The 23,324-nt window shown below is 63.7% G+C and carries 23 protein-coding genes and 1 pseudogene; 13 read left to right on the top strand and 11 right to left on the bottom strand.

The features are described 5' to 3' along the window. Positions 1-187 precede the first annotated feature (187 nt). From FPZ08_RS14200 to pyc, 7 genes and pseudogenes are all read left to right on the top strand, one after another. Positions 188-1,030, top strand: a complete 843-nt coding sequence (locus FPZ08_RS14200; RefSeq protein ID WP_281285635.1) for a glycine betaine ABC transporter substrate-binding protein — start codon at positions 188-190, stop codon at positions 1,028-1,030. Position 1,031: 1 nt separating this feature from the next. Next, complete coding sequence (locus FPZ08_RS22650; RefSeq protein ID WP_281285634.1) at positions 1,032-1,217, top strand: hypothetical protein; 186 nt, start codon at positions 1,032-1,034, stop codon at positions 1,215-1,217. Positions 1,218-1,353: 136 nt separating this feature from the next. Continuing rightward, entirely contained in the window at positions 1,354-2,223 is an 870-nt protein-coding gene (locus tag FPZ08_RS14195) for an ABC transporter permease (RefSeq protein WP_146290612.1), read from the top strand. Beyond that, positions 2,224-3,282, top strand: coding sequence for a quaternary amine ABC transporter ATP-binding protein (locus FPZ08_RS14190; protein WP_146290611.1), 1,059 nt, complete (start codon positions 2,224-2,226; stop codon positions 3,280-3,282). Between the two features lie 208 nt (positions 3,283-3,490). Next, complete coding sequence (locus tag FPZ08_RS14185) at positions 3,491-5,002, top strand: putative bifunctional diguanylate cyclase/phosphodiesterase (protein WP_146290610.1); 1,512 nt, start codon at positions 3,491-3,493, stop codon at positions 5,000-5,002. Positions 5,003-5,116: 114 nt separating this feature from the next. Then, the gene (locus FPZ08_RS14180; RefSeq protein WP_146290609.1) at positions 5,117-5,533 is read left to right on the top strand and encodes a protein tyrosine phosphatase family protein; all 417 of its coding nucleotides are present in this window, start codon (positions 5,117-5,119) and stop codon (positions 5,531-5,533) included. Between the two features lie 102 nt (positions 5,534-5,635). After that, positions 5,636-9,077 (top strand): annotated as a pseudogene (pyc, locus tag FPZ08_RS14175) (pyruvate carboxylase). A 39-nt stretch (positions 9,078-9,116) separates the two neighbouring features. Here the strand turns inward: pyc and FPZ08_RS14170 are convergent. Beyond that, on the bottom strand, positions 9,117-9,416 hold the full coding sequence (locus FPZ08_RS14170) for a YkvA family protein (RefSeq protein WP_146290608.1): 300 nt from the start codon (positions 9,414-9,416) through the stop codon (positions 9,117-9,119). A gap of 157 nt (positions 9,417-9,573) precedes the next feature. Between FPZ08_RS14170 and ispG the strand changes: the two genes are divergently transcribed. After that, positions 9,574-10,815 carry a flavodoxin-dependent (E)-4-hydroxy-3-methylbut-2-enyl-diphosphate synthase gene (gene ispG / locus FPZ08_RS14165; protein WP_146290607.1) on the top strand — a complete coding sequence of 414 codons (1,242 nt, stop codon included), beginning with the start codon at positions 9,574-9,576 and terminating at the stop codon, positions 10,813-10,815. 116 nt (positions 10,816-10,931) lie between these two features. Here the strand turns inward: ispG and FPZ08_RS14160 are convergent, their stop codons facing one another. From FPZ08_RS14160 to FPZ08_RS14145, 4 genes are all read right to left on the bottom strand, one after another. Then, on the bottom strand, positions 10,932-11,363 hold the full coding sequence (locus FPZ08_RS14160) for a PACE efflux transporter (protein ID WP_146290606.1): 432 nt from the start codon (positions 11,361-11,363) through the stop codon (positions 10,932-10,934). Positions 11,364-11,480: 117 nt separating this feature from the next. Beyond that, complete coding sequence (locus FPZ08_RS14155; RefSeq protein ID WP_146290605.1) at positions 11,481-11,960, bottom strand: YbaK/EbsC family protein; 480 nt, start codon at positions 11,958-11,960, stop codon at positions 11,481-11,483. Between the two features lie 9 nt (positions 11,961-11,969). Next, entirely contained in the window at positions 11,970-12,605 is a 636-nt protein-coding gene (locus FPZ08_RS14150; protein WP_146290604.1) for an MOSC domain-containing protein, read from the bottom strand. A 2-nt stretch (positions 12,606-12,607) separates the two neighbouring features. Then, positions 12,608-13,510, bottom strand: a complete 903-nt coding sequence (locus tag FPZ08_RS14145) for a polyprenyl synthetase family protein (RefSeq protein ID WP_146290603.1) — start codon at positions 13,508-13,510, stop codon at positions 12,608-12,610. Between the two features lie 94 nt (positions 13,511-13,604). Here FPZ08_RS14145 and FPZ08_RS14140 point away from each other — a divergent pair, with 94 nt between their 5' ends. Beyond that, positions 13,605-14,321, top strand: coding sequence for a transglycosylase domain-containing protein (locus tag FPZ08_RS14140; protein WP_146290602.1), 717 nt, complete (start codon positions 13,605-13,607; stop codon positions 14,319-14,321). A 90-nt stretch (positions 14,322-14,411) separates the two neighbouring features. Here FPZ08_RS14140 and FPZ08_RS14135 read toward each other — a convergent pair whose 3' ends face one another. Further along, positions 14,412-14,966, bottom strand: coding sequence for a gamma-glutamylcyclotransferase (locus FPZ08_RS14135; protein WP_146290601.1), 555 nt, complete (start codon positions 14,964-14,966; stop codon positions 14,412-14,414). Positions 14,967-15,129: 163 nt separating this feature from the next. Here FPZ08_RS14135 and FPZ08_RS14130 point away from each other — a divergent pair, with 163 nt between their 5' ends. Then, positions 15,130-16,101 carry a DUF2125 domain-containing protein gene (locus tag FPZ08_RS14130; protein ID WP_146290600.1) on the top strand — a complete coding sequence of 324 codons (972 nt, stop codon included), beginning with the start codon at positions 15,130-15,132 and terminating at the stop codon, positions 16,099-16,101. 176 nt (positions 16,102-16,277) lie between these two features. On the opposite strand, the gene FPZ08_RS14125 is transcribed toward FPZ08_RS14130, so the two are convergent. From FPZ08_RS14125 to FPZ08_RS14115, 3 genes are all read right to left on the bottom strand, one after another. Further along, positions 16,278-17,249, bottom strand: coding sequence for a prephenate/arogenate dehydrogenase family protein (locus tag FPZ08_RS14125; protein WP_146290599.1), 972 nt, complete (start codon positions 17,247-17,249; stop codon positions 16,278-16,280). After that, the gene (hisC, locus tag FPZ08_RS14120; RefSeq protein ID WP_146290598.1) at positions 17,246-18,343 is read right to left on the bottom strand and encodes a histidinol-phosphate transaminase; all 1,098 of its coding nucleotides are present in this window, start codon (positions 18,341-18,343) and stop codon (positions 17,246-17,248) included. Before hisC ends, FPZ08_RS14125 begins: the two co-directional genes overlap by 4 nt. Positions 18,344-18,617: 274 nt before the next feature. Beyond that, a complete protein-coding gene (locus FPZ08_RS14115; RefSeq protein ID WP_146290597.1) occupies positions 18,618-19,322 on the bottom strand; it encodes a methyltransferase domain-containing protein in 705 nt (234 codons plus the stop codon). 126 nt (positions 19,323-19,448) lie between these two features. Here FPZ08_RS14115 and gloB point away from each other — a divergent pair, with 126 nt between their 5' ends. The 3 genes from gloB to FPZ08_RS14100 all read left to right on the top strand — a co-directional run bounded on the left by gloB (position 19,449) and on the right by FPZ08_RS14100 (position 21,152). Next, on the top strand, positions 19,449-20,216 hold the full coding sequence (gloB, locus tag FPZ08_RS14110; protein ID WP_146290596.1) for a hydroxyacylglutathione hydrolase: 768 nt from the start codon (positions 19,449-19,451) through the stop codon (positions 20,214-20,216). A 2-nt stretch (positions 20,217-20,218) separates the two neighbouring features. Next, positions 20,219-20,761: a GNAT family N-acetyltransferase gene (locus FPZ08_RS14105; RefSeq protein ID WP_146290595.1), complete on the top strand. Its 543-nt coding sequence runs from the start codon at positions 20,219-20,221 to the stop codon at positions 20,759-20,761. Between the two features lie 139 nt (positions 20,762-20,900). Next, positions 20,901-21,152 (top strand): hypothetical protein, encoded by a 252-nt coding sequence (locus FPZ08_RS14100; RefSeq protein ID WP_146290594.1) that lies wholly within the window; start codon positions 20,901-20,903, stop codon positions 21,150-21,152. Here the strand turns inward: FPZ08_RS14100 and FPZ08_RS14095 are convergent. Beyond that, a complete protein-coding gene (locus tag FPZ08_RS14095; protein ID WP_246132661.1) occupies positions 21,149-21,607 on the bottom strand; it encodes a hypothetical protein in 459 nt (152 codons plus the stop codon). The genes FPZ08_RS14100 and FPZ08_RS14095 overlap by 4 nt on opposite strands. Positions 21,608-21,913: 306 nt before the next feature. Further along, positions 21,914-23,314 (bottom strand): class II fumarate hydratase, encoded by a 1,401-nt coding sequence (fumC, locus tag FPZ08_RS14090; RefSeq protein ID WP_146290593.1) that lies wholly within the window; start codon positions 23,312-23,314, stop codon positions 21,914-21,916. Positions 23,315-23,324: the final 10 nt, after the last annotated feature.

Raw genomic sequence — 23,324 nt, 5'->3', positions numbered from 1 at the left:
CGTTCACTGGAAGCTCTTGAGTGAGCAAGTTTTTATGATTTTGCAGTTGTTTTGAAGTCATATTTAGTTCGTTGATCAAATCAACACTGCGCGTAATTACAGTTAATTATCAAGTATACGTCGATTTGACATGGATGTACTGCGGCATATAGGGTTGCCGCATCACATAAATCCAGGAGACGACCTGATGATATTGAAATCCGGTGGCATTGCCGCCGCGATGGCCGTTGCGCTATTGTCCGCGATGAGCCTTCCCGCCCTTGCCCAGGAAGCCGACGCCGCCGCCTGCGGCACCGACAAGACCATCGATATTGCCGAAATGACGTGGCCATCTGCGGCCGCTCTGGCTCATATTCACGCCACCATTCTCGAAACCGGCTTTGGCTGCGACGTCGAGATTGTGACTGGCGACACCGTTCCTACGGCCTCATCCATGCTGACGCGGGGCACCCCCGCCGTCGCGCCCGAACTCTGGACCAGCGCCGTTGAAGAGCCCTGGGCTGAGGGCGTCGAGGCCGGTGATGTCGTCAAGCTTGGCGACGCCATCACCGATGGCACGGTCGAAGGCTGGTTCATCCCGCGCTATGTGCAGGAAGAATATCCCGAGCTGACCTCGGCCGAGGCGGTTCTGGCTCGTCCGGAGTTGTTCGCGGATCCCGAGGATTCCAGCAAGGGGCGGCTCTATTCCTGCCCGCCGGGCTGGGCCTGCGAGTTGTCGACCTCCGCGCTTTATGAAGCCTTCGATGTTGCCGATACCTGGAACATCTTCTCCCCCGGTTCGGGCGGAGCGCTTGACGCCTCGATTGCGCGTGCCTTTACCCGCGAAGAGCCGATCCTGTTCTACTATTGGGGTCCCACGGCCATCCTGGGCAAGTTCGATGCGGTGCAGCTCGATCTGGGCGAGACCAAGCCCGAAGTCTATGCCTGCAATACCAACCCCGATTGCGACGAGCCGGCCGGCGTGACCGCTTATCCGTCCTCGCCTGCCATCGTCGGCGCTGCCGCCTGGATTCAGGGAAGAAGCGCCTGAAGTGGCCGAGTATTTCTCCAAGGTGGGTCTCACCAATGCCGAGATCAGCGAATTGCTGGTTTATGGCGACGAGAACCAGGCCGATGCCGCCGATACCGCGGCAAACTTCCTCAAGACCAAGGAAGACCTCTGGACCACCTGGGTTTCCCCCGAGGTGGCCGAGAAGGTCAAGGCCAGCCTTAGCTGATCGTTGCCTCACAGCGAAAAGCCGATACGGCCGGGTTTCGACCCGGCCGTTTTCCGCGTGATGCCCGAATGCGATTTGCCCTCGCTTTGGGAACGCCTTCCGGCATCGCGCGCCAAACTTCCCGGAGAAGAATGACGTGTTTCCCGAACTGATCGACACCCGCCCGCTGCGCCGGGCCATCGACGATGGCCTCAACTGGGTCGTGCGCAACTGGGGCGATGAATTCGAGGCGGCGGCCTATCCGCTGCTGATGCTGCTCAAGGCCATCGAGGATCTGCTGGTTGCCACGCCATGGTGGCTGATCATGGCTATCCTGGTGGGCATAGCCTGGCTTGCCACCCGCAACTGGAAGCTGCCAGTGATCGTGCTGGTCTCGCTGCTGTTCCTGGGGGTGATGAACCTTTGGGAAGACGCCATGACCACCATGGCGCTGATGATCGCGGCGACGATCACGGCCATCGTCGTCTCCATTCCGGTAGGCGTATGGATGAGCCGGTCGCTGCATGTGCGCAATGTGATCACGCCGATCCTCGACCTGATGCAGACGCTGCCGAGCTTCGTCTATCTCATTCCCACGGTGATGATTTTCGGGCCGGGCAAGATTCCGGCGCTGATCGCCACCATCGTCTATGCCGCGCCGCCGCTGGTGCGTCTCACTGATCTCGGTCTGCGCTCGGTCGATCCGGCGGTGATGGAGGCCAGCCGGGCCTTCGGCACCAATCCGCGCCAGCGCCTGCTGGGCGTGCAGATACCACTGGCCCTGCCGACCATTCTCGCCGGCATCAATCAGACCACGATGATGGCGCTGGCCATGGTGGTCATCGCCTCGATGATCGGCGCGGGCGGGCTGGGCTATCAGGTACTGCAGGGCATCGGGCGGCTCGAGGTCAGCCGCGGGCTGTTTGCTGGCCTCGGCATCGTGGTGCTGGCGATCATCTTCGATCGCATTACCCAATCCTTCGGCAAACAATTGCAGGGCCGTATCGGCCTGGCGGAGGCTCGCTAAATGAACGCCATCGACATCCAGGCCGAAACGCGCAGCGACCTCGCCATTGCCATGCGCGGCGTCACCAAGATTTTCGGCGACAATCCGCAGCAGGCGCTGGCGCTGCTGCAATCGGGTAAATCCAAGACCGAAGTGCAGGCCGAAACCAATCACGTCGTAGGACTCGACAATGTGTCGCTCGATATCGCCCGTGGCCAGATCTTCGTGGTCATGGGCCTGTCCGGTTCCGGCAAGTCGACGCTGATCCGCCACGTCAACCGGCTGATCGAGCCGACATCAGGCGAGATCGTGGTCAACGGCACGGATGTGCTCAAGATGAGCCTGGACGAATTGCGGACCTATCGGCGCACCCAGGTGGCCATGGTGTTCCAGAAATTCGGCCTGCTGCCGCATCGCTCGGTGATCGACAATGTCGCCTATGGGCTGGAAGTGCGCGGCGTCGGCCGGGAGGAGCGCCTGACCGAAGCCGCCAAGTGGATCGAGATCGTCGGGCTGGCCGGCTATGAGCAGAGCCAGCCGCGCCAGCTCTCGGGCGGCCAGCAGCAGCGCGTGGGCCTGGCCCGGGCGCTGGCGCTCGATACCGACATCATCCTGATGGACGAGGCCTTCTCGGCGCTTGACCCGCTGATCCGCTCGGGCATGCAGGATCAGTTGATCGACCTGCAGCGCTCCCTGGGCAAGACCATCCTCTTCATCACCCACGATTTCGATGAAGCGCTCAAGATCGGCGACCGTATTGCCGTGCTCAAGGACGGGGCCGTGCAGCAGGAAGGCAAGCCCGAGGATATCGTGCTGCGGCCGGCTAATGAGCATATCGAGGAATTCGTGCGCGAGGTGAACAAGGCCCGCGCCATCCATGTGCGCTCGATCATGGAAAAGGGCGAGCACGAACTGTGCGAGCAGGCGGTCTCCAAGGATGCCCGCTGCGAGGATGTGCTGCCGCTGTTTGCCGAGAGCCAATGGGTCGGTGTCGTGGACGAGAATGGACACCAGATCGGCCGGGTTACCGCCAAGCAGGTGATCAAGGCGCTGGCCCGCTATACGCCCGGCGTCGGCTGACCCCATGCCGGCAGGGCCTTGTTAACCCTGCCGGCAGCGGCTCGCCGTTCTGTCGCGTCACTGTCATGTGGCCGGCATAATTTCCCCGGCTTGCTGGAGGCCTGCCGGTTCTAAGATGATGTAAAACAACGGATTTTTCCGCGCGTTTACCCTGCGTTCAGACCTTCGGCACGATAAAGGCAAGACTGCGTCCGGAACCTGAACGACCATGCGCCGCGATCCTGATTTTGCGTCTGTACTCAGCGGTTATCGCCGCGCTGCACTGGCTGTAGCCGTGCTGGTCGTCGCCATCGTGATTGTCCGCATGCTGGCTTTCTTCGATCTGCTGGGGCCGGGCGTGCAGGCTGTTCTGCCGGGCGCGGCGCTGTTCAGCGGTGTCATGCTGCTGGCCATTCTGGCCTATGGCCATCGCTGGCTGTCCCGGCAATTGTCGACCATAGCCGAGCAGGCCCGCCAGGCCCGGACCAGGGCCAATCGCGACGCGCTGACCGGCGTGTTCAACCGGGCCTATTTCCTCGAAGCGCTGGCCGATGACGTGTTCCACGGCGCCGAACGGTCGGTCGGCTACCTGCAGCTCGACATGGACAATCTCAAGGTGCTCAACGACAGTGCCGGCCATGCGGCGGGCGACGCCGCCCTGGTGCATCTGGCCCGCACCATCGAGCAGGTCATTCCCGGCGGCATATTGGGCCGGCTGGGCGGCGACGAGTTCGGCGTGATCATTGTCGGGCATGACAACAAGCCGGGCCTGCGCCGGCTCGGCGAGGAATTGCTGCGCCAGCTGGAACGTCCGGTCAGCATCCAGGGGCGTCCCGTGCGCCTTTCGGCCTCCATCGGCGTGGCCCTGGCGCCGCAGGATGCCGTCGATCCCACCGACCTGATCTCCAAGGCAGACCTGGCGCTCTACAAGGGCAAGCGCTCCGGCCGCCATAGTGTGCTCTGCTACGAGCCGGACATGCTGGGCGACGAGCGGCAAAGGCGCTTCGTCGAACGCGAATTGCGCGCGGCCCTGATGATGAACGAGCTGGAACTGCACTATCAGCCGATTTTCAGCGCCGACCTGCAAATCCGCTCACATGAGGCGCTGGTGCGCTGGCGCCATCAGGTGCGCGGCATGATTTCGCCGGCCCAGTTCATCCCCATCGCCGAGGAGAGCGATCTCATCGACAAGCTGGGCGATTGGGTGTTGCGGCGGGTCTGTGCCGACCTCGAAAATCTCGGTGGCAAGCCGGTGGCCATCAATGTATCGCCGATGCAGTTGCGCCACGCCGATTTCGCCGGCCGGTTCGCGGCGACGCTGGCCGAGACCGATACCGATCCGCGCCGCATCGTGGTCGAGATCACCGAGACGGTGCCGCTCAATGCCGGCGATGTGGAATTGGAAAACCTGGCTGCCCTGCGGGCACTGGGCGTGCGCATCGCCATCGACGATTTCGGGGCGGGCCATGCGAGCCTGCAATATCTGCGCGGCTTTGCCTTCGACATCATCAAGATCGACCGGAGCTATGTCGTCAATCTCGGCGCCAGCCGTATCGACGGCATGATCGTCTCGGCCATCTGCGACATTGCCCGCTCGCTGCCGGTGGAAGTGGTGGCCGAGGGCGTCGAGACGCAGGAACAGTTCATGCAGTTGCGGCAGGCCGGCTGCACCGCCTTCCAGGGCTTCCTGCTCGGGCGCCCCAAACCGCTGGCCAGGGCCGGTGCTGCCGTGGCCGCCTGAACGGCTCGACCCATGACAGGTTCATGACAGGTATCCTTCCGTCGTAGTTGCGTCGGGTGGGGCCCGGCGCATATAAGGGGCGGGGACGCCGAAGTTGGCAGCGGGAGTAGTGACTTGGATTTGAAGCGGATCAACGATCACGTCAGCGTTTCGGGGCAGATTCAGCCCGAGGACGTCGCAGCGCTCAAAGCCGCCGGTTTCGTCGCCATCATCAATAACCGCCCCGACGGGGAATCGCCCGACCAGCCGGAAAGCGCCGCTATCGAAGCGGCTGCCAAGGCTGCCGGGCTCGACTACTATGCCATCCCGCTTGGCCGTGAAGGGGTTTCCCCCGACATGGTCGAAAAGACCAAATCCGTGCTCGAGGGGAGCGCGGGTCCGGTCTTCGCCTTCTGCCGTTCGGGGACGCGCTCCACCACCTTGTGGGCGCTGAGCCAGGCGGGAGAGATGGAGGCAGGCGAGATCATTCGGGAGGCGGCCGAGGCCGGCTACGACATGAGCCATCTCGCCGGCCACCTGAGCCGCAGCTAGACTTTTCTATTCGACGGTTGGGCGGGCAACCGTCCCAGCCGTCCTGATTACCTGAGCCGGACCCGCCAGGGTCCCAAACCCCTCCTGCTCGGACGGACATGCATGCCCATCAAGAAAATCCTCGTCGCTAACCGCAGCGAAATCGCCATCCGCGTCTTCCGCGCCGCCAATGAGCTGGGGCTCAAGACGGTCGCCGCCTATGCCGAAGAAGACAAACTGGCGCTGCACCGGTTCAAGGCCGACGAGGCCTATCTGATCGGCAAGGGCAAGGGGCCGGTCGAGGCCTATCTGCAGATCGACGAATATATCCGTATCGCCCGCATTTCGGGCGCCGATGCCATCCATCCCGGTTACGGCCTGCTGTCGGAAAGCCCGGAATTCGTCGATGCCTGCGAGGATGCGGGCCTCATCTTCATCGGCCCGCGCGCCCAGACCATGCGCGACCTCGGCAACAAGGTCGCCGCGCGCAATATGGCGATCGCGTCCAATGTCCCGGTGGTGCCGGCCACCGAGGCCCTGCCTGACGATCCTGCTGAGATCAAGAAGCTGGCGGCAGAGATCGGCTATCCGCTGATGCTCAAGGCCAGCTGGGGCGGCGGCGGGCGCGGCATGCGCCGCATCATGGATGAGAAGTCGCTGCTGTCGGAAGTCAGCGAGGGCAAGCGCGAGGCCAAGGCGGCTTTCGGCAAGGACGAGATGTATCTCGAAAAGCTGGTCGAGCGCGCCCGCCATGTCGAGGTGCAGCTCGATCGGCGACGATCACGGTAACCTGGTGCATCTCTATGAGCGCGACTGCTCGGTGCAGCGCCGCAACCAGAAGGTGGTGGAACGCGCCCCCGCGCCATACCTGTCGGATGCGGTGCGCAAGGACCTGACCGACGCGGCCGTGCGGCTGGGCCAGGCCGCCAATTATCGCGGCGCTGGCACGGTCGAATTCCTGATGGATGCCGATACCGACAAGTTCTACTTCATCGAGGTGAACCCGCGCATCCAGGTGGAACATACCGTCACCGAAGAAGTGACCGGCATCGACATCGTCAAGGCGCAAATCCACCTGCTGGACGGCGCTGTCATCGGCACGCCGGAATCGGGCGTACCGCTGCAGGAAAATATCCGCCTCAACGGCAATGCCATCCAGTGCCGGGTGACCACCGAAGACCCAGAGCAGAACTTCATCCCCGATTATGGCCGCATCACCGCCTATCGTGGCGCCACCGGCTTCGGCGTGCGGCTCGACGGCGGCACGGCCTATGCCGGGGCGGTCATCACCCGCTTCTACGATCCACTGCTGGAAAAGGTTACCTGCTGGGCGCCATCAGCCGAAGAGGCCATTGCGCGGATGCATCGCGCTTTACGCGAATTCCGCATTCGCGGCGTGGCGACCAACCTGGCCTTCCTCGAAAACATCATCACCCACGCCGATTTCGTCGAGAACCGCTACACGACGCGCTTCATCGATACGACGCCGGAACTGTTCAACTTCAAGCCGCGCAAGGATCGCGCCACCAAGCTGCTGAGCTATATCGCCGACGTCACGGTCAACGGGCATCCCGAAGTGCGCGACCGGCCCAAGCCACCGGCAGAAGCGGCCGCACCTGTCGTGCCGGAATTCCCGCCGCTCGCCACGATCGATGGCAGCCGGCAGATTCTCGACCGCGACGGGCCGGCGGCTCTGGCCAGGTGGATGAAGGCGCAAAGCCGGGTGCTGTTCACCGATACGACGATGCGCGATGCGCATCAGAGCCTGCTCGCGACCCGCATGCGTTCCTACGATATTACCAGGATTGCCCAGGCCTATTCTCGCGGTTTGCCTGCACTTTTCTCGCTGGAATGCTGGGGCGGGGCGACGTTCGACGTTTCCATGCGCTTCCTCAACGAGGATCCGTGGGAACGCCTCGCTAAAGTGCGTGAGGGTGCTCCCAATATCCTGACGCAGATGCTGCTGCGCGGCAGCAATGGCGTCGGCTACACCAATTATTCCGACAATGTCGTCAAGTTCTTCGTCAAGCAGGCGGCGGCCGGGGGCGTCGATATCTTCCGCGTGTTCGACTGCCTGAACTGGGTCGAGAATATGCGCGTGTCGCTCGATGCGGTCATCGAGGAGGGCAAGGTCGCCGAAGGCGTCATTTGCTATACGGGCGACCTGTTCGATCCCGAGCGGTCGAAATATGACCTCAAATATTATGTCGGGCTGGCCAAGGAGCTGGAAAAGGCCGGCGCGCATGTGCTGGGCCTCAAGGACATGGCGGGGCTGCTCAAGCCTGCCGCCGCCAGGACGCTGATTGCGACGTTGAAGCAGGAAGTGGACCTGCCGATCCACCTCCACACCCACGACACATCAGGCGCGGCTTCGGCGACGGTGCTGGCAGCGGTGGAAGCGGGCGTGGATGCGGTGGACGCAGCCATGGATGCGCTATCGGGCACGACGAGCCAGCCGACGCTCGGCTCCATCGTCGCGGCTTTGGCCGGCGGCGAGCGCGATCCTGGGCTGGATGCCAAGGCGATCCGCCAGATTTCGTTCTATTGGGAGGCGGTACGGACGCAGTATCGCGCCTTCGAGAGCGACCTCAAGGGCGGCGCCTCGGAAGTCTATCTGCATGAAATGCCGGGCGGCCAGTTCACCAATCTCAAGGAACAGGCGCGCTCGCTCGGCCTCGAAACCCGCTGGCACGAAGTCGCCCAGACCTATGCCGACGTCAACCGGATGTTCGGCGATATCGTCAAGGTCACACCATCATCCAAAGTGGTGGGCGACATGGCTTTGGCCATGGTCTCGGCCGGCCTGACCCGCGCTGAGGTGGAAGATCCCAAGCGCGACATCGCTTTCCCCGATTCCGTGGTGGGTTTCTTTGCCGGCGATCTGGGCCAGCCGCCGGGCGGCTTCCCGCAGGCGCTGCAGAAGAAGGTGCTCAAGGGCAAGACGCCGCTGACCGAGCGGCCGGGGTCCTATCTCAAGCCCGTCGACCTCGAAGCCGAGCGCAAGAAGATCGCCGACGATGTGGGTCACGAAATCGACGATTTCCGGCTGGCTTCATACCTCATGTATCCCAAGGTCTATGCCGACTTCGAAAAGACCCAGGATCGCTACGGCCCGACCGAAGTGCTGCCGACCCCGGTCTATTTTTATGGGCTGGAAGAGGGCGACGAACTGCTGGTCGATATCGAGAAGGGCAAGACGCTGGTCGTCAACTATCTCGGCCGCGCCCCGACCAATGAAAAGGGCGAGGTCCGCGTCTTCTTCGATCTCAACGGCCAGCCGCGCACCATCGTGGTGCCCGATCGCCTCAAGGCCGGCGAGGTCAAGGTGCGGGCCAAGGCCGTGCCGGGTGATGCCAAGCAGGTCGGTGCGCCCATGCCGGGCGTCATCTCGACCCTGGCCGTCAAGCAGGGCCAGTCGGTGACGGCTGGCGACGTGCTGTGCTCGATCGAAGCGATGAAGATGGAAACCGCGCTCCATGCCGAAGTGGATGGGGTGATCGCCGAATTGCTGATCAAGCCCGGTGACCAGATCGACGCCAAGGATCTGTTGGTGCGGTTAGAATAGCAAAAGGCCCGGAGCGATCCGGGCCTTTTTTGTTGCTGGCTAGAGATGCCGCGCCTTACCGTCCACAGTCGGCCCGTATTTGCCGGCATAGACGCGGGCCGGAACGGGCAGGCGGCTGACGATCCAGCTGACCATCAGCGGCACCAGGATCATGTCGTCGACCCAGCCGAGCAGGGGGATGACATCGGGGATGATGTCGAACGGATTGATCAGGTAGAAGGCCACGAACAGCGTGGCGGCCTTGAGATGAAGCGGGGTCCCGGCCGCCCAGAAAGCCTTCCAGAGCTGGACGACTTCCTTGCGGAAGAGGACGAGGCGGGGGAGGAGCATCTTGAACATGCCCTATAAATGGTTGCTGCCGGGGCCGGTTCAAGATGGTGGCGATCATCTTGTGCGGAATGGCCGGGCGACCCGCGTCCGTTCGACACAATCGAGAAACATTGCGTCGCTACGCTAGCAGGCCTATTTCTCCCTCAGAGCATTCGAGGTGTTTTTCATGGCTGGCCCGGCAGAGCGCAGGCAATCGGTGGGTGTGGATGTCGGCGGCGTCATGGTCGGCGGCGGCGCACCCGTGGTCGTGCAGTCGATGACCAATACCGATACGGCCGATATCGACGCCACGGTGAAGCAGGTCATGCAACTGGCCCGCGCCGGTTCGGAAATTGTGCGTATCACGGTGGATCGCGACGAGTCGGCGGCCGCCGTACCTGAAATCCGCGACCGGCTGGTTTCCATGGGCTATGACGTGCCGCTGGTGGGCGATTTCCACTATATCGGCCACAAGCTGCTGACCGATCATCCGGCCTGCGCCGAGGCCTTGGCCAAATACCGCATCAATCCGGGCAATGTCGGCTTCAAGGCCAAGCGCGATACGCAATTCTCGACGCTGATCGACATTGCCAACAAATATGACAAGCCCGTCCGCATCGGGGTGAACTGGGGTTCGCTCGACGAGGAATTGCTGACCAAACTGATGGATGAGAATGCGGCCTCCGCGGCGCCGATTTCGGCGGCGGCGGTGCAGCGCGAGGCGATCATCCAGTCGGCCCTGCTCTCGGCCAGACGTGCCGAAGAACTGGGCATGGGCCGCGACAAGATCATCCTCTCGACCAAGGTATCTGACGTCCAGCATCTGATCGCCGTCTATCAGGACCTGGCGGCGCGCTGCGATTATGCCCTCCATCTCGGCCTCACCGAAGCGGGCATGGGCAGCAAGGGCATCGTCGCCTCGTCGGCCGCCTTGGGTATCCTGCTGCAGCAGGGCATTGGCGACACGATCCGCATTTCGCTGACGCCCGAGCCAGGCGGCGATCGCACCACCGAGGTCAAGGTGGCGCAGGAATTGCTGCAGACCATGGGCTTCCGCCAGTTCCTGCCAGTTGTAGCGGCCTGCCCCGGCTGCGGGCGCACCACGTCCACGACGTTCCAGACGCTGGCCAAGGACATCCAGGACCATCTCAACATTTCCATGCCGGAATGGCGCGAGCGCTACCCGGGGGTCGAGACTTTGTCGGTGGCTGTCATGGGTTGCATCGTCAACGGGCCGGGCGAGAGCAAGCATGCCAATATCGGCATTTCGTTGCCCGGTACGGGCGAAACCCCTGCGGCGCCGGTTTTCGTCGATGGCGAAAAGGTTGCCACTTTGCGTGGGGCCGATGTGGCCGACCAGTTCAAGGTGATGGTGGCCGACTATATCGAGCGCAAGTTCGGCGCCGGGCAGAAGACGGCGGCGGAATGAGCGATTTCTTCCGGCGCCTGTTCACGCCCTTCCAGTCCTCGCCGCGGCGCTGGTTCTGGGTCGGCATGATGCTGCTGGTGCTGGCGGCCTTGGCGCTGACCGGCAATCTGGCCTGATCAGACCTGGCTCTTCTGCCATTCGGGCAGCGGGAACAGCCGGTCATAGCCCCAGTTAAAAATCAGAGCGTAACCCATGTAGAACAGGGCGAAAGCCAGGTCCATGAGGAGCGCTTCCCACAGCGATATGCCCAGATAGAGCGCGATCAGCGGCATCAGCATGGCCAGCAGGCCCAATTCGAACAGCACAGCATGGAGGACGCGAAGCGGCACTGTCTTGAGCGTGCTGCCGCGCAGGCGCGTCATCGCGTGGTCAAAGCCCAGATTGTAAATGTAGTTCCAGACCATCGCCACCGTGGCGCTGCCGATAACGATGACGGCACTGTCGCCGGCGTGGAGATTGAAGACCAAAGCACCCAGCGGCGTTGCCAGTAGGATGCCGATGACTTCAAAACTGATGGCGTGGCGGATGCGGTCGGCGGTGGTGCGCATGGAGATCCCCGGCTTGCCGGGGCGTCCCGAGCGTTGACCCATAAAGGGGGAGGCCGTCCTCACTTGGCAGAGGTATAGGATAGGCCCACCGACCGGACAAGGCTGGGCTCGAACAGGCTATTCGGAAGCCAGGCCCGGTGGCACACAGGCATCGGCCCATTTACTGCCGCAGAGCTCGGCCAGTCGATCCACCGTCAGCCTGACCGAGGCGTGGGTGGAGCCGCCTGCCGGGATCACCAGGTCATAAACCTTCAGCGACACGTCGAGATAGATCGGCAAGGGCGCGGGCAGGCCGAAGGGGCAGACACCGCCCACCTGGTGGCTGGTGAGCCGCAGCACGTCCTCGACGCCCAGCATGCGCGGGCGGCCGCCAAAGGCGGATTTGGATTTCTGGTTGTCCAGCCGCGCATCGCCCCGCGTCACCAGCAGGAATTCCTCGTCCTTGACGCGGATGCACAGCGTCTTGGCGATCTGGCCCGGCTCGACGCCATGGACTTCGGCCGCCAGTTGCACGGTGGCGGTCGAGGCATCGGTGACAATGACGGAGAGATCAGGGGCGCGGGCGGCGAGGTCGGCTTGGACGGAAGCAAGGCTCATGGAATTCTCTCAGAATAGTCTGGCCAGTTTATCTTCGAAATCGGCGCGCATCTTGTAATGGACGGGTGCCAGGAGGGCACGGCGGAGAATGGCGGGGTCGGGTTCGCGCACGCCATCGAGCGCCATCAATTCGGCGACCGTGGTGCGCTCGCCGGCAAAGCGGGTGTAGCGCACCGGCTGCCCGGCATGCAGGCTGCCTTCGGTGATGACCCGGCAATAGGCGCCGGGACGACCAGCCTGATGAAAGCGGCGGACGAATTTGGGGTCGCCCATGCGCAGGGCAAAGACGTTGCAGGGCGTGCGGTGCGAGGTGACTTCGAGCACGAGCTTGTCGATGCTGAAGCGGTCGCCCACCGCAACCTGGCGCCCCTCGACGCCGCCAATGGTCAGGTTCTCGCCAAAGGTGCCCGGCGCGATCTCCAGCCCCAGTTCGTTCGACCACCACACATAGTCGTCGCTGAAATAGAGATAGACCGCCTGGTCTCGCCCGCCGTGATGCTTGCTGTCCATCACCGCATCGCCGGCCACGCCTTCGCGGGTGATGGCCACATCGCCCTCGACCGGAAGCTTGTAGATGCCGGTCTTGCCGCTCTTGCCGGGAATGGGGCGCGGCTGGCCGATATTGACGCTGGCAAGAATGGCCAAGCTCAGTTCTCCCGGCTGGCGAAATAACGCACCGTGGCGCGCAACCCATCAGCCTTGGGGCCGAAGGTGCGCAGGGTGGACAATGCTTCATTGACGGTCTGGTTCAACCGGGTGCGAGCACCCTCGAGCCCGAGCGTGGCCACCAGGGTCTGCTTGCCCAGCGCCGCATCCTTGCCCGTGGCCTTGCCCATGGTTTCCGCTGTGGCGGTTACGTCGAGGATATCGTCGGCAAGCTGGAAGGCGCGCCCGGCCAGTTCGGCATAGAGGGTGAGCACCGATAGCGCCCGCGCATCGGCTCCGCCCAGCAGCGCGCCCATGCGGACGCTGGCGCGGATCAGTGCGCCGGTCTTCATCGCCTGCATGGTCGAAATTTCGTCGGGGGAGAGGCCGCCGGCTTCGCCCTCGATATCGCGCATCTGCCCGCCCACCATGCCGCCGGCGCCGGACCCGGTGGCCAGTTCGGCCACCAGCGCGATGCGCACCGCCGCATCGGGATGACATGCCGGGTCGGCAAGCAGGCCGAAGGCGTGGGTGAGCAGCGCATCGCCGGCCAGGATGGCCGTGGCGTCGTCATATGCTTTATGCACCGTGGGCCGGCCGCGGCGCAGGTCGTCATTGTCCATGGCCGGCAGGTCGTCATGGACAAGCGAATAGCAATGGATCATTTCCACGGCGAGACCGGCCGTCAGCGCCTGCGCCGCCGGAATATTGAAGATTGCCGCGGCCTGCCGCACCAGCAGCGGGCGCAGGCGCTTGCCGCCTTCGAGGCTGCCATGGCGCATGGCCTGGATCAGCCGTGCAGGGGCCGGGCCTGGTCCGGAAAGCGGCGCCGCATCGAGCTGCCGCGCCAGCGCCGCTTCCACGGCTTTGGCGCAATCGGCGATGTCGGCGGAGAAGTCGTACATGGGCACGTTGCTAGCCGTTTGCCGATGCGGCGGCAAGGGGATGCGGCGTCGCGCCGGGGCTGGATGAACGGCCCCGCGGCGGCTATGGAGAGACATGGCAAGACGACGCAAATCCAAGGGCCTTTGGCGCATCCTGCGCTGGTTGGGCCTTGCCGTGGCCGTCCTCGTTGCCATTCCGGTGTTGCTGACGCCGGTCTATCTCTTCGTCGATCCGGTCTCGGTGCCGATGCTGGAACGCTATCTCACCGGCAGACCGGTGGATCGGCAATGGCGCGATATCGATGATATTTCCGACCGGCTCAAGGCTTCGGTCATTCTCTCCGAAGATGGTCAGTTCTGCCGCCATTGGGGCGTCGATCTGGGAGCCTTGCGCGACGAGGTCGAGAACTTCATTGATGGCAAGGAGGCGCGGGGCGCCTCGACCATCACCATGCAGGTGGCGCGAAACCTGTTCCTGTGGAACGGGCAGAGCGTCATTCGCAAGGCGCTGGAAGTGCCGTTGGCCTTCTATATCGACCTAGTCCTGCCCAAACGGCGGATCATGGAAATCTATCTCAACATTGCCGAATGGGGTCCGGAAGGGCAGTTCGGCGTCGCCGCCGGGGCACAAAGGGCTTTCGGCATCGAGCCGCAAAATCTCGACTGGCGTACGGCGACGCTGCTGGTGACGGTTCTGCCCAATCCAATGCTGCGGCAGCCGGCGAGGCCGTCTCCGGGCATGCTGCGCATTGCCGGGATCATCGAAGCCCGCGTCATCGAATATGGCGACCGCGCCAGTTGCGTCGGCGAAGGCGGGCGGTTGGCGCTGTGAAGTAGACCTCATCCTGAGCTTGTCGAAGGACGAGGTCGTGGCACGATCTGCGTGCCCGCCCTCGTGGTTCGACAGGCTCACCATGAGGTCTCAGGCGACCGCAGCGTCGTCCTCGGCCAGCAGGTCGGCCAAAGCCATCAATTGCCGGTCGCGAATGCCCAGTTCGCGCAAGTGCCGGGCGGTATTGAGCACATAATCGATATTGCGGCCGGACAAGCCCACCCCAGCCCGCACCATGGCCAGTTGCTGGTCGAGGCTGAGCCGGCCGGCGAACTGTTCGTGCCGCTCGTCGACGAGAAAGGCCAGGGCGCCGATGGTGCGGCCATCGGCCAGATGAACCGGGCGCATCACGTCGCGGTAGACCGCGGTGACCTGTTCGCGTTCCTGCAGATAGGCATAGACTTGGGGCCAATCGGCATCGGCCACTTCGAACACCATGCCACGGCAGGAGCCGCCGCGGGTTAGCCCGAAGACCAGCCCCGGCTGCTCCACCGTGCCGCGATGATGATGGGAAACGATGGAGAGGCTGCGATGGGCGCCCTTGAGCAGGCCCTGCTGGGCCGACACATGGGCAAATCCCGGATTCCAGATGAGGGACCCGTAGCCGAAGACCCAGTGGGTCGCTGTATTGTCCGTATCGTGCATCGCCATAACCTGAACAGAAACCTAGGCAAGCTTGCCCCGCGAGGAATTGCGCAGTCTCGATAGAAGCCATGCCATCCTATGGCGACCCGGATTTACCGCCGATGAATGCCGGGGCTCGTGAAGGTGCTTTAGTCCGCCGTCCCGCGCAGGTAAGAGTGCCGCCATGAAGAAGCGAATCATCATCCTTGGCAGTGTCGTGGCGGCGGTCATCGTGCTGTGGAGCGCGGCCTGGCTGGTGCTGGCCGGTATCGTGAAGCAGAATGTCGATGCGCTGGCATTGACCGATGGCGTGACGGAACCCAACCTCACTTGCGGCACGCTGGATGTCGGCGGCTTCCCCTTCCGTTTCGACGTCGATTGCGAAACCGCCCGCATTGTCAGCGGCGATATCGTGGTCGATGTTCCCGGCATTCGCGCCAGCGTGCGGGTCTATGCCCCGTTCCATGTGCTGGCTTCGGCCAAGGGGCCGCTGCAGTTGAGCGACAATTTTACCGGCACGCGCAACGGCGTGGCATGGTCCAGCCTCGAGGCCAGCATACGGCTCGATAATTGGCGCATTGCCCGGGCTTCGGTATCGGGCAAGGATCTGGTCTGGTCCGACACGTTGTTCGGCGATGCGGTGATCGCGCATAGCCCGCTCACCGAAGTCCATCTGTTCGACATTCCCGAGCAATATGATGCCGAGCGGCATCTGGCGGCTTTGGCGCTTTATGCCAAGGCGGATACTCTGGCCTGGCCAGGGCTGACCCTGACCGACACCAATGCGGAAGTGCAGTTGGAGCTTTCGGGCCTGCCCGACGATGTGCGCAATTGGGGTGATCCCATGCTGCTGCCTGCCATGCAGCAGGCCGGCGGTGCGCTCAAGATCGTCGCTATCCGCGCCAGTGACGCGGATTCGGTGCTCGATGCCGAGGGGCAGCTTGGTCTCGACCCGCAGGGCATGGTCGATGGACAGATCGCCATTACCTCGACCGGCGTGGCCGAGCGCATCGGACCGCTACTGCAGGAGCCGTGGCGGACGCTGGTGCTGGGCACGCCCGGCGCCGATGGCGCCCATGTGAACCAGATCAATTTCCGCGCCGGCGGCATCTTTTCGGGGTTGGTGCCGATCGCCAGCCTGCCGCCCTTGTTCTGAGTTCGTCAGGCTAAACCGCCAGCTTAATTGCCCCCTCTCCCCTGAGGGAGAGGGACTGGGGTGAGGGGTTCAGGGCTGGGGCGCCAGCATTGAAAGAGCCGCCATTCTGAACCCCTCACCCGGCCCTGCGGGGCCGACCTCTCCCCCTCAGGGGAGAGGTGATAGAGGACTGATCCTTAGGCGTCGTCTCCGCCGCCATGCTCGCGCACGAAGGGCGTTTCGGGCGCTGGCGGGGCTTCGTGCTGGCGGCCGAAATCCGGGGCCGCGGTTTCCTGGCCCGCCGAAATGATCGAACGGCGGATGGCGCGCGTGCGGGTGAACATGGCTTCCAGCGCCGGGCCGTCGCCGGTGCGCACGGCGCGCTGCAGGATGCTCAAATCCTCGGAGAAACGCCCGAGCATTTCCAGCACCGCGTCGCGATTGGTCAGGAACACGTCGCGCCACATGACGGGGTCCGAGGCGGCGATGCGGGTAAAGTCGCGGAAGCCGGAGGCCGAGAACTTGATGACTTCGGACTGCGTGGCGGCCTCGAGATCGGCCACCGTGCCCACGATATTGTAGGCGACCAGGTGCGGGATGTGGCTGGTAATGGCCAGCACCATGTCGTGATGGGCCGCGTCCATGCTCTCGACCTGGCTGCCCATGGCGCGCCAGAAACCGGCGAGTTTTTCGGTCTTGATCGGGTCGACTTCAGGCCCGGGGGTCAGCACGCACCAGCGGCCGGCGAAGAGTTCGGCAAAGCCGGCCGAAGGGCCGGAATGTTCGGTGCCGGCCAGCGGATGGCCGGGAATAAAGCTCACGCCATCAGGGATCAGCGGCGCCAAAGTCTTCACCACATGGCCCTTGACCGAGCCGACATCGGAGAGGATGGCGCCGGGCTCCAGCGCCGGGGCAATGGCCTGCATCACGCCTTCATAGGCGCCAACGGGCGTGCAGATGACGACCAGATCGGCGCCGCGCACCGCCTCGGCCGCATCGAGCGTATAGATGTCGCCCAGCCCCAACTCGCGCGCTTCGTCCAGCGTGTCCTGCTTGCGGGTGGCGATGGAGATGACTTCGACCAGTCCCTGCCGGCGGGCCGCCAGGGCGATGGAGGAGCCGATCAGGCCAATGCCGATCAGGGCGAGTTTGCGGAAGTGAACGCTCATGAGATCTTGACCAGTGCCTTGAGAATGCCGGCGACGCCGCGCATGGCCTCTTCGGAGCCGATGGAAATGCGCAGGCCTTCGGGAATGCCGTAGGACGGGCCGATTTCGCGCACGATCAGTCCGCGCTCGCGCAGGGTTTCGAAGGCCTTTGCGGCGAATTCGGCATCGGGAAACAGCACCATGATGAAATTGGCCTGGCTGGGCACGACACGCATGGAGTTGGAATGCAGCTCCGCCGTCAGCCAGTCGCGCCATTTGGCGTTATGTTCCTTGAGGCGCGCGTTGAATTCCACGTCGCGCGTCGCCGCCGCTCCGGCCAGCTGCGCCGGCAGGTTGACGTTGAACGGGCCACGAATGCGGTTGATGGCGTCGACGACATGGGCCGGGCCCACCATCCAGCCGATGCGGGCGGCCGCCAGCCCCATCTTGGAGAAGGTGCGGACCATGACGACATTGCTGGCCTCGCCCACCAGCTCGAGCCCCACCGAATAGTCGGCTGCGATGACATATTCGGCATAGGCGCTGTCGATGACGAGCAGAATATCGGGGCGCAGCCCGGCATGCAGCCGCCGCACCTCGGCATCGCTGAGATAGGTGCCGGTGGGATTATTGGGATTGGCCAGCCAGATGACCTTGGTCTTCTCCGTCACGGCAGCCAGCAGCGCATCCACGTCGGCCGTGTAGTCGGTCTCCTCGACCATGACGATTTTTGCGCCGGCGGCCTTGGTGATGATTGGATAGACCGAGAAGCCGTAGCGGTTCATCACCGCCTCGTCGCCCTCGCCGAGATAGGTCTGCGCCAGCAGGTGCAGCAAGTCATCCGAGCCATTGCCGCAGACGATCCGGTCGGGGTCGATGCCATGCACTTCGGCCAGGGCCGTGCGCAGGATTTTCGACGACCCTTCCGGGTAGATTTCCAGATGTTCGGCCGCGGTACGAAATGCTTCCATCGCCTTGGGGCTGGTGCCCAGCGGGCTTTCATTGGCCGAAAGCTTGATGGCATTGCTGCCCGGTGCGCCGGACTTGCCGGGCAGATAGGGCGCAATATCGAGAATACCGGGCTGCGGAACGGGTCGGATAGAGTCGTCGGACATGATGCCAATCTGGGCGGGAAAACCGCGCGGACCATAGTCAAAGCGCCGGGCTAAGGCAATCAACGCTCTGAGCAATCGGGCTCCTTCGTCCGGTGCGCTTGACTCACCCCCACCCTCATTCCCTCCCCACAAGGGGGAGGGAAGCCCGCTCGGCGGTTGGGGCAATTTCGAGATGATCCTTGAAAGTCGATCTAGCGCCTCCCTCCCCTCGATGGGGAGGGATTGAGGGTGGGGTGGGGCCGCTCGCTGGAGTGACTGAACGGTCGCTGATCAATCACCCCTGCCGCGCCGTGGCGGTGCTCAGCCCTGGCAGGCGCACGAAGCGTTCCTCGCGCTTGCGGCGCGGCACGGCCGGGAAGGCCTCCTTGCGGGCGCGTACGCAGATGACGCCGCTCATGGCCGGGCCGAACAGCCGGCCCACCCGCTCGAAGAGCCGGGTCGATTTCAGCACTAACGAACTTTGGAATGGCGGCAGGAACAAGCCATCGCGCCAGGCTTCGGGCACGAAGCTGTGGTCGCGCAGCAGCTTGTCGATCTGTCCGCCCGAATAGGGGCTGCCCGAGCCGAAAGGCGTGTTGTCGCGCTGCGCCCAGATGCCCCGGCGGCGCGGTACGATGAGGATCAGGTGCCCGTTGGGCGCGGTGATGCGCCAGAGTTCGCGCATCAGTTCCTCGGCATCGGCCACATGCTCCAATGCGTGGATGGCCAGGGTGAGGTCGATGGCTGCGTCGGTCAGCGGCATTTCCAGCGGATCGCATAATACCGTGTGCGACGGTCCCTCACGCGGCCAGGCCGAGGCGCCCTGGCGGGCCGGCATGAAGGCCAGCACGCGTTCGGCTTTGTCGAGCGTGAAGCGCATATAGGGCGTGGCGAAGCCCAGTCCCAGCACGCGCTTGCCGGAAACGTCATCGGCCAGCCCAACCACCTGTTCGCGCACCAGGGCGCGCGAAACGCCCCAGCGGGGACTTGTAATAGGCAATGAGGCGGGTCACATCGGCGGTCATGCGCGTGACATTGCCGCGTTCCCGAGAACTTGTCCAACCTCAGGTTGTCTTGTGGTGCGGGTCACCCTAGCTTGCAGGTTTCCCTGCTTCGGAGTGCTGCCATGAGTCTGATCGTCGATGTGTTTCCCGCCCGGAGCGACAATTTCGGCTATCTGGTGCATGACACGGCCAGCGGCCGTACTGCGGCTATCGACGCGCCGGAAACCGCCGCTATCCGCAATGCGCTGGTGCATCGCGGCTGGACGCTGACCGATATTTTCATCACCCACCACCATATCGACCATGTCGAGGCCATTCCCGAGCTCAAGGCCGAGTTCGGCGCCCGCGTCGTCGGACCGCGCGGCGAGGCCGACAAGATTGCCGATCTCGATGAGCTGGTGTCCGGTGGGGACAGTGTGAGCCTGGGGGAGACCACGTTCGAAGTCTATGACGCGCCGGGCCATACGCTGGGCCATATCGTGTTCCACGACAAGGCCGGCAAGCACCTGTTCACTGCCGATGCGCTGTTCTCGCTCGGCGTCGGCCGCATGTTCGAGGGCACGCCGGGGCCGATGTGGGCGGGGGTCAAGGCCTTGCGCGAGCTACCCGACGATACGCTGGTCTATTGCGGCCACGAATATACCGCCAGCAATGCCAAATTCGCGCTGTCCATCGATCCTGACAATGCGGCCCTGCAGAAGCGGGCGGCCGAGGTGAAGGATTTGCAGGCGTCGGGGCGGGCGACCATTCCGTTCCTGCTCGGCGAGGACAAGGCGGCCAACCCGTTCCTGCGGGCGGATGACCCCGTACTGGCCCGGCATTATGGCCTTGAGGGCGCTGACCCGGCCGAGGTGTTTGCCGCGATCCGCAAGGGCAAGGACAACTTCTAGCCATGTCCCTCAAGCTGACATTCAAGCCGGTGACGGCGGAGACTGTCGGCGATTTCGAGGCGCTGTTCGGGGCCAAGGGCGGGCCCAACTGGTGCTGGTGCATGGCCTTTCGTGCCACCAGCGCCGAACTCAAGGATGCCAAGAGCCCGGCCCGCAAGCGGCAGATATTGGAGCGCATCAATGGCGGCGTGCCGGTGGGGCTCGTGGCCTATGATGCGGGCAAGCCCGTCGCCTGGGTCTCGGTGGCGCCCAAGGAGACGTTCCAGCGGGGACTTGGCGGGGTCGAGGCAAGCGACAAAGTCTGGTCGCTGACCTGCATGTTCATTGCCCGGGACCACCGCAAGCAGGGCCTCAGCGCCCAGCTGATCGAGGGGGCGGCCCGATATGCGAGGCGCCACAAGGCCCGCATTCTCGAGGCCTATCCGGTTGATTCCGACTCGCCCAGCTACCGGCATATGGGCTTCGTTCCGGCCTTCGAGCGGGCCGGGTTCGTCGAGGATGGACGGGAGGGTACGCGGCGGCATGTCATGCATCTGCCGCTTTAACCATCATTCGCTTTGAGAGCGGAAATCGTTAACAGACTGTTAGCATCTGGCACACCGTTTGCGTTTAATAGCGCATAGGGCCAGATGCGTTGTTTCAATTCGAGACAGGCTGGCCCGCTTTGAGACAAAAGAGGCGAAATTGGCCAGTTCTGACACAAAGCCAGCCGGACTTCCGATGCTGATCGAGGCGCCGCGCCCGCGCCCGTCATTGCGCCGCAGCGAAACCACCGCAGCCTTTGTCAGCCAGTTGCTGGCGGCGCGCGCCAATCTTGCGCCCCAGCGCGCGCGGCGGCGCGGCAATGCCGATGGCGCCATCGGGGCTTATGCCGATGGCGCCACTGTTGTCGTGAAGCGCATGCCGCTGGGCTACCGGACCAGCATCGTCGCCTAGTGGCCGCCCATGCTCATGTCGCGCGTGGCCGACGTGATGGACATGGTGAAGCCGGCCACGACGTCGATCAGCGACATGACGAGCAGGATGAAGAAGACCGAGCTCGAGGCCGCCCCGATCAGCAGGAATTCGACCAGGATCACCACGAAGACGATCATCGAGAGCATGTGCTCGAGGATGGACACCGTGCCGATGCGGGTGGATTTCAGCAGTTCGAAGAATAAGAGGATCAGCGAGCCGACGACCAGCAGGTCGCCGATGGAGACGGCCCATGGTACGCCCGAGACCATGGGGATGGACAGGGCCGTATTGCCCCAGCCGGCCGGGTTGCCGCCCAGGAAGATGAAGACGACCAGGTTGTAGACCAGGAAGGGCACGATCAGCAGAGGCGGAATGAACGGCCCGGTGCGGCGCGGTGCGGCACCGGTCGGTGGCACATAGACATGTTCGACCAAGTTGGCTCTCCTTGTTCCCTGGGCGGACCATGCCAGATTGGCGGTCCGCCGCAAAGAGTGCCTAATGGGTCGCAGATGAACGGAGGCTGAGCGGCTTACCCCTATATCGGGGTCAGATACCCCCACCCTCACTCCCTCCCCACAAGGGGGAGGGAAGCCAGGCCAGTGGACCTTGCGATATTGGACCACTGACGTCACCCATGCGCCTCCCTCCCCTTGATGGGGAGGGAATGAGGGTGGGGTGGAGTCGCGCACACAGAAGTTGAAAGTGAACGCTTCCCGCGAACGGGGGTATCGCGCAGAAGGCTACTTCTTCAGCTTGAGCGGGCCGACCATCTGTTCGGGCTTTACTTCGGCGTCGAATTCTTCGCCTGACAGCAGGCCCAGATTGACCGCTTCCTCGCGCAAAGTGGTGCCGTTCTTGTGGGCGGTCTTGGCGATCTTGGCGGCGTTGTCGTAGCCGATGCGGCGGTTGAGGGCGGTTACCAGCATCAGTGACTGGTCGACGAGCTGCTTGATGCGCTTGCGGTCGGGCTCGATGCCGACGGCGCAATTGTCGTTGAAGCTCTTGGCGCTGTCGGCCAGCAGCCGCACGGCCTGCAGGAAATTGTAGGCGATGACGGGCTTGAAGACGTTGAGCTCGAAATTGCCCTGGCTGGCGGCGAAACCGATGGCGGCGTCATTGCCCATGACATGGGCGACGACCATGGTCATGGCTTCGGACTGGGTCGGGTTGACCTTGCCCGGCATGATGGACGAGCCGGGCTCGTTTTCCGGGATGACGATCTCGCCCAGGCCCGAGCGGGGGCCGGAGGCCAGCCAGCGCACGTCATTGGCGATCTTCATGAAGGCGGCGGCCAGCTGCTTGAGGGCGCCCGACGTGCCGACAAAGGCATCGTGGCCGGCGAGCAGGGCGAACTTGTTGGGGCCGGTGACGAAGTCGTGGCCACTGAGGGTGGCGATTTCTTTCGCCACGGCGACGGCATAATCGGGATGGGCATTGAGGCCGGTGCCGACGGCGGTGCCGCCCAAAGCCAGTTCCTTGAGCTGGGGCAGGGTGGCCTTGATGGCGGCTATGGCATAGTCGATCTGGGCGACCCAGCCGGAGATTTCCTGGCCCAGGGTCAGGGGCGTCGCGTCCTGCAGGTGGGTGCGGCCGATCTTGACCACGTCCATGAATTGCTCGGACTTGGCATGGAGGGTGTCGCGCAGCAGCTGCACGCGCGGGAAGAGGTAGTTTTCCAGCGCCTCGACGGCGGCGATATGCATGGCCGTGGGATAGGTGTCGTTGGACGACTGGCTCATATTGACGTGGTCATTGGGATGCACGGGCTTCTTGGAGCCCATGGTGCCGCCAGCCATTTCGATGGCGCGGTTGGAGATGACCTCGTTGACATTCATGTTGGACTGGGTGCCCGAGCCGGTCTGCCAGACGACGAGCGGGAAGTGATCGGCCAGCTTGCCCGCAATGACTTCATCGGCGGCGGCGACGATCAGGTCGCGAGTGGTTTCGTCGAGCAGGCCGAGCTTGTGGTTGGCCAAAGCAGCGGCCTTCTTGAGCACGCCAAAGGCGGTGACGATCTCGGTCGGCATCTTTTCGCCGCCAATGTCGAAGTTCATGAGGCTGCGGGCCGTCTGCGCGCCGTAATACTTGTCGGAAGGGACTTCGATCGTGCCCATCGTGTCCGATTCAACGCGCATGCTCATGGCTTAACTC

Origin of the sequence: Devosia ginsengisoli, from assembly GCF_007859655.1 — a bacterium.
GTDB classification, from domain to species: domain Bacteria; phylum Pseudomonadota; class Alphaproteobacteria; order Rhizobiales; family Devosiaceae; genus Devosia; species Devosia ginsengisoli.
This window is presented reverse-complemented; position numbering and strand designations above follow the sequence as displayed.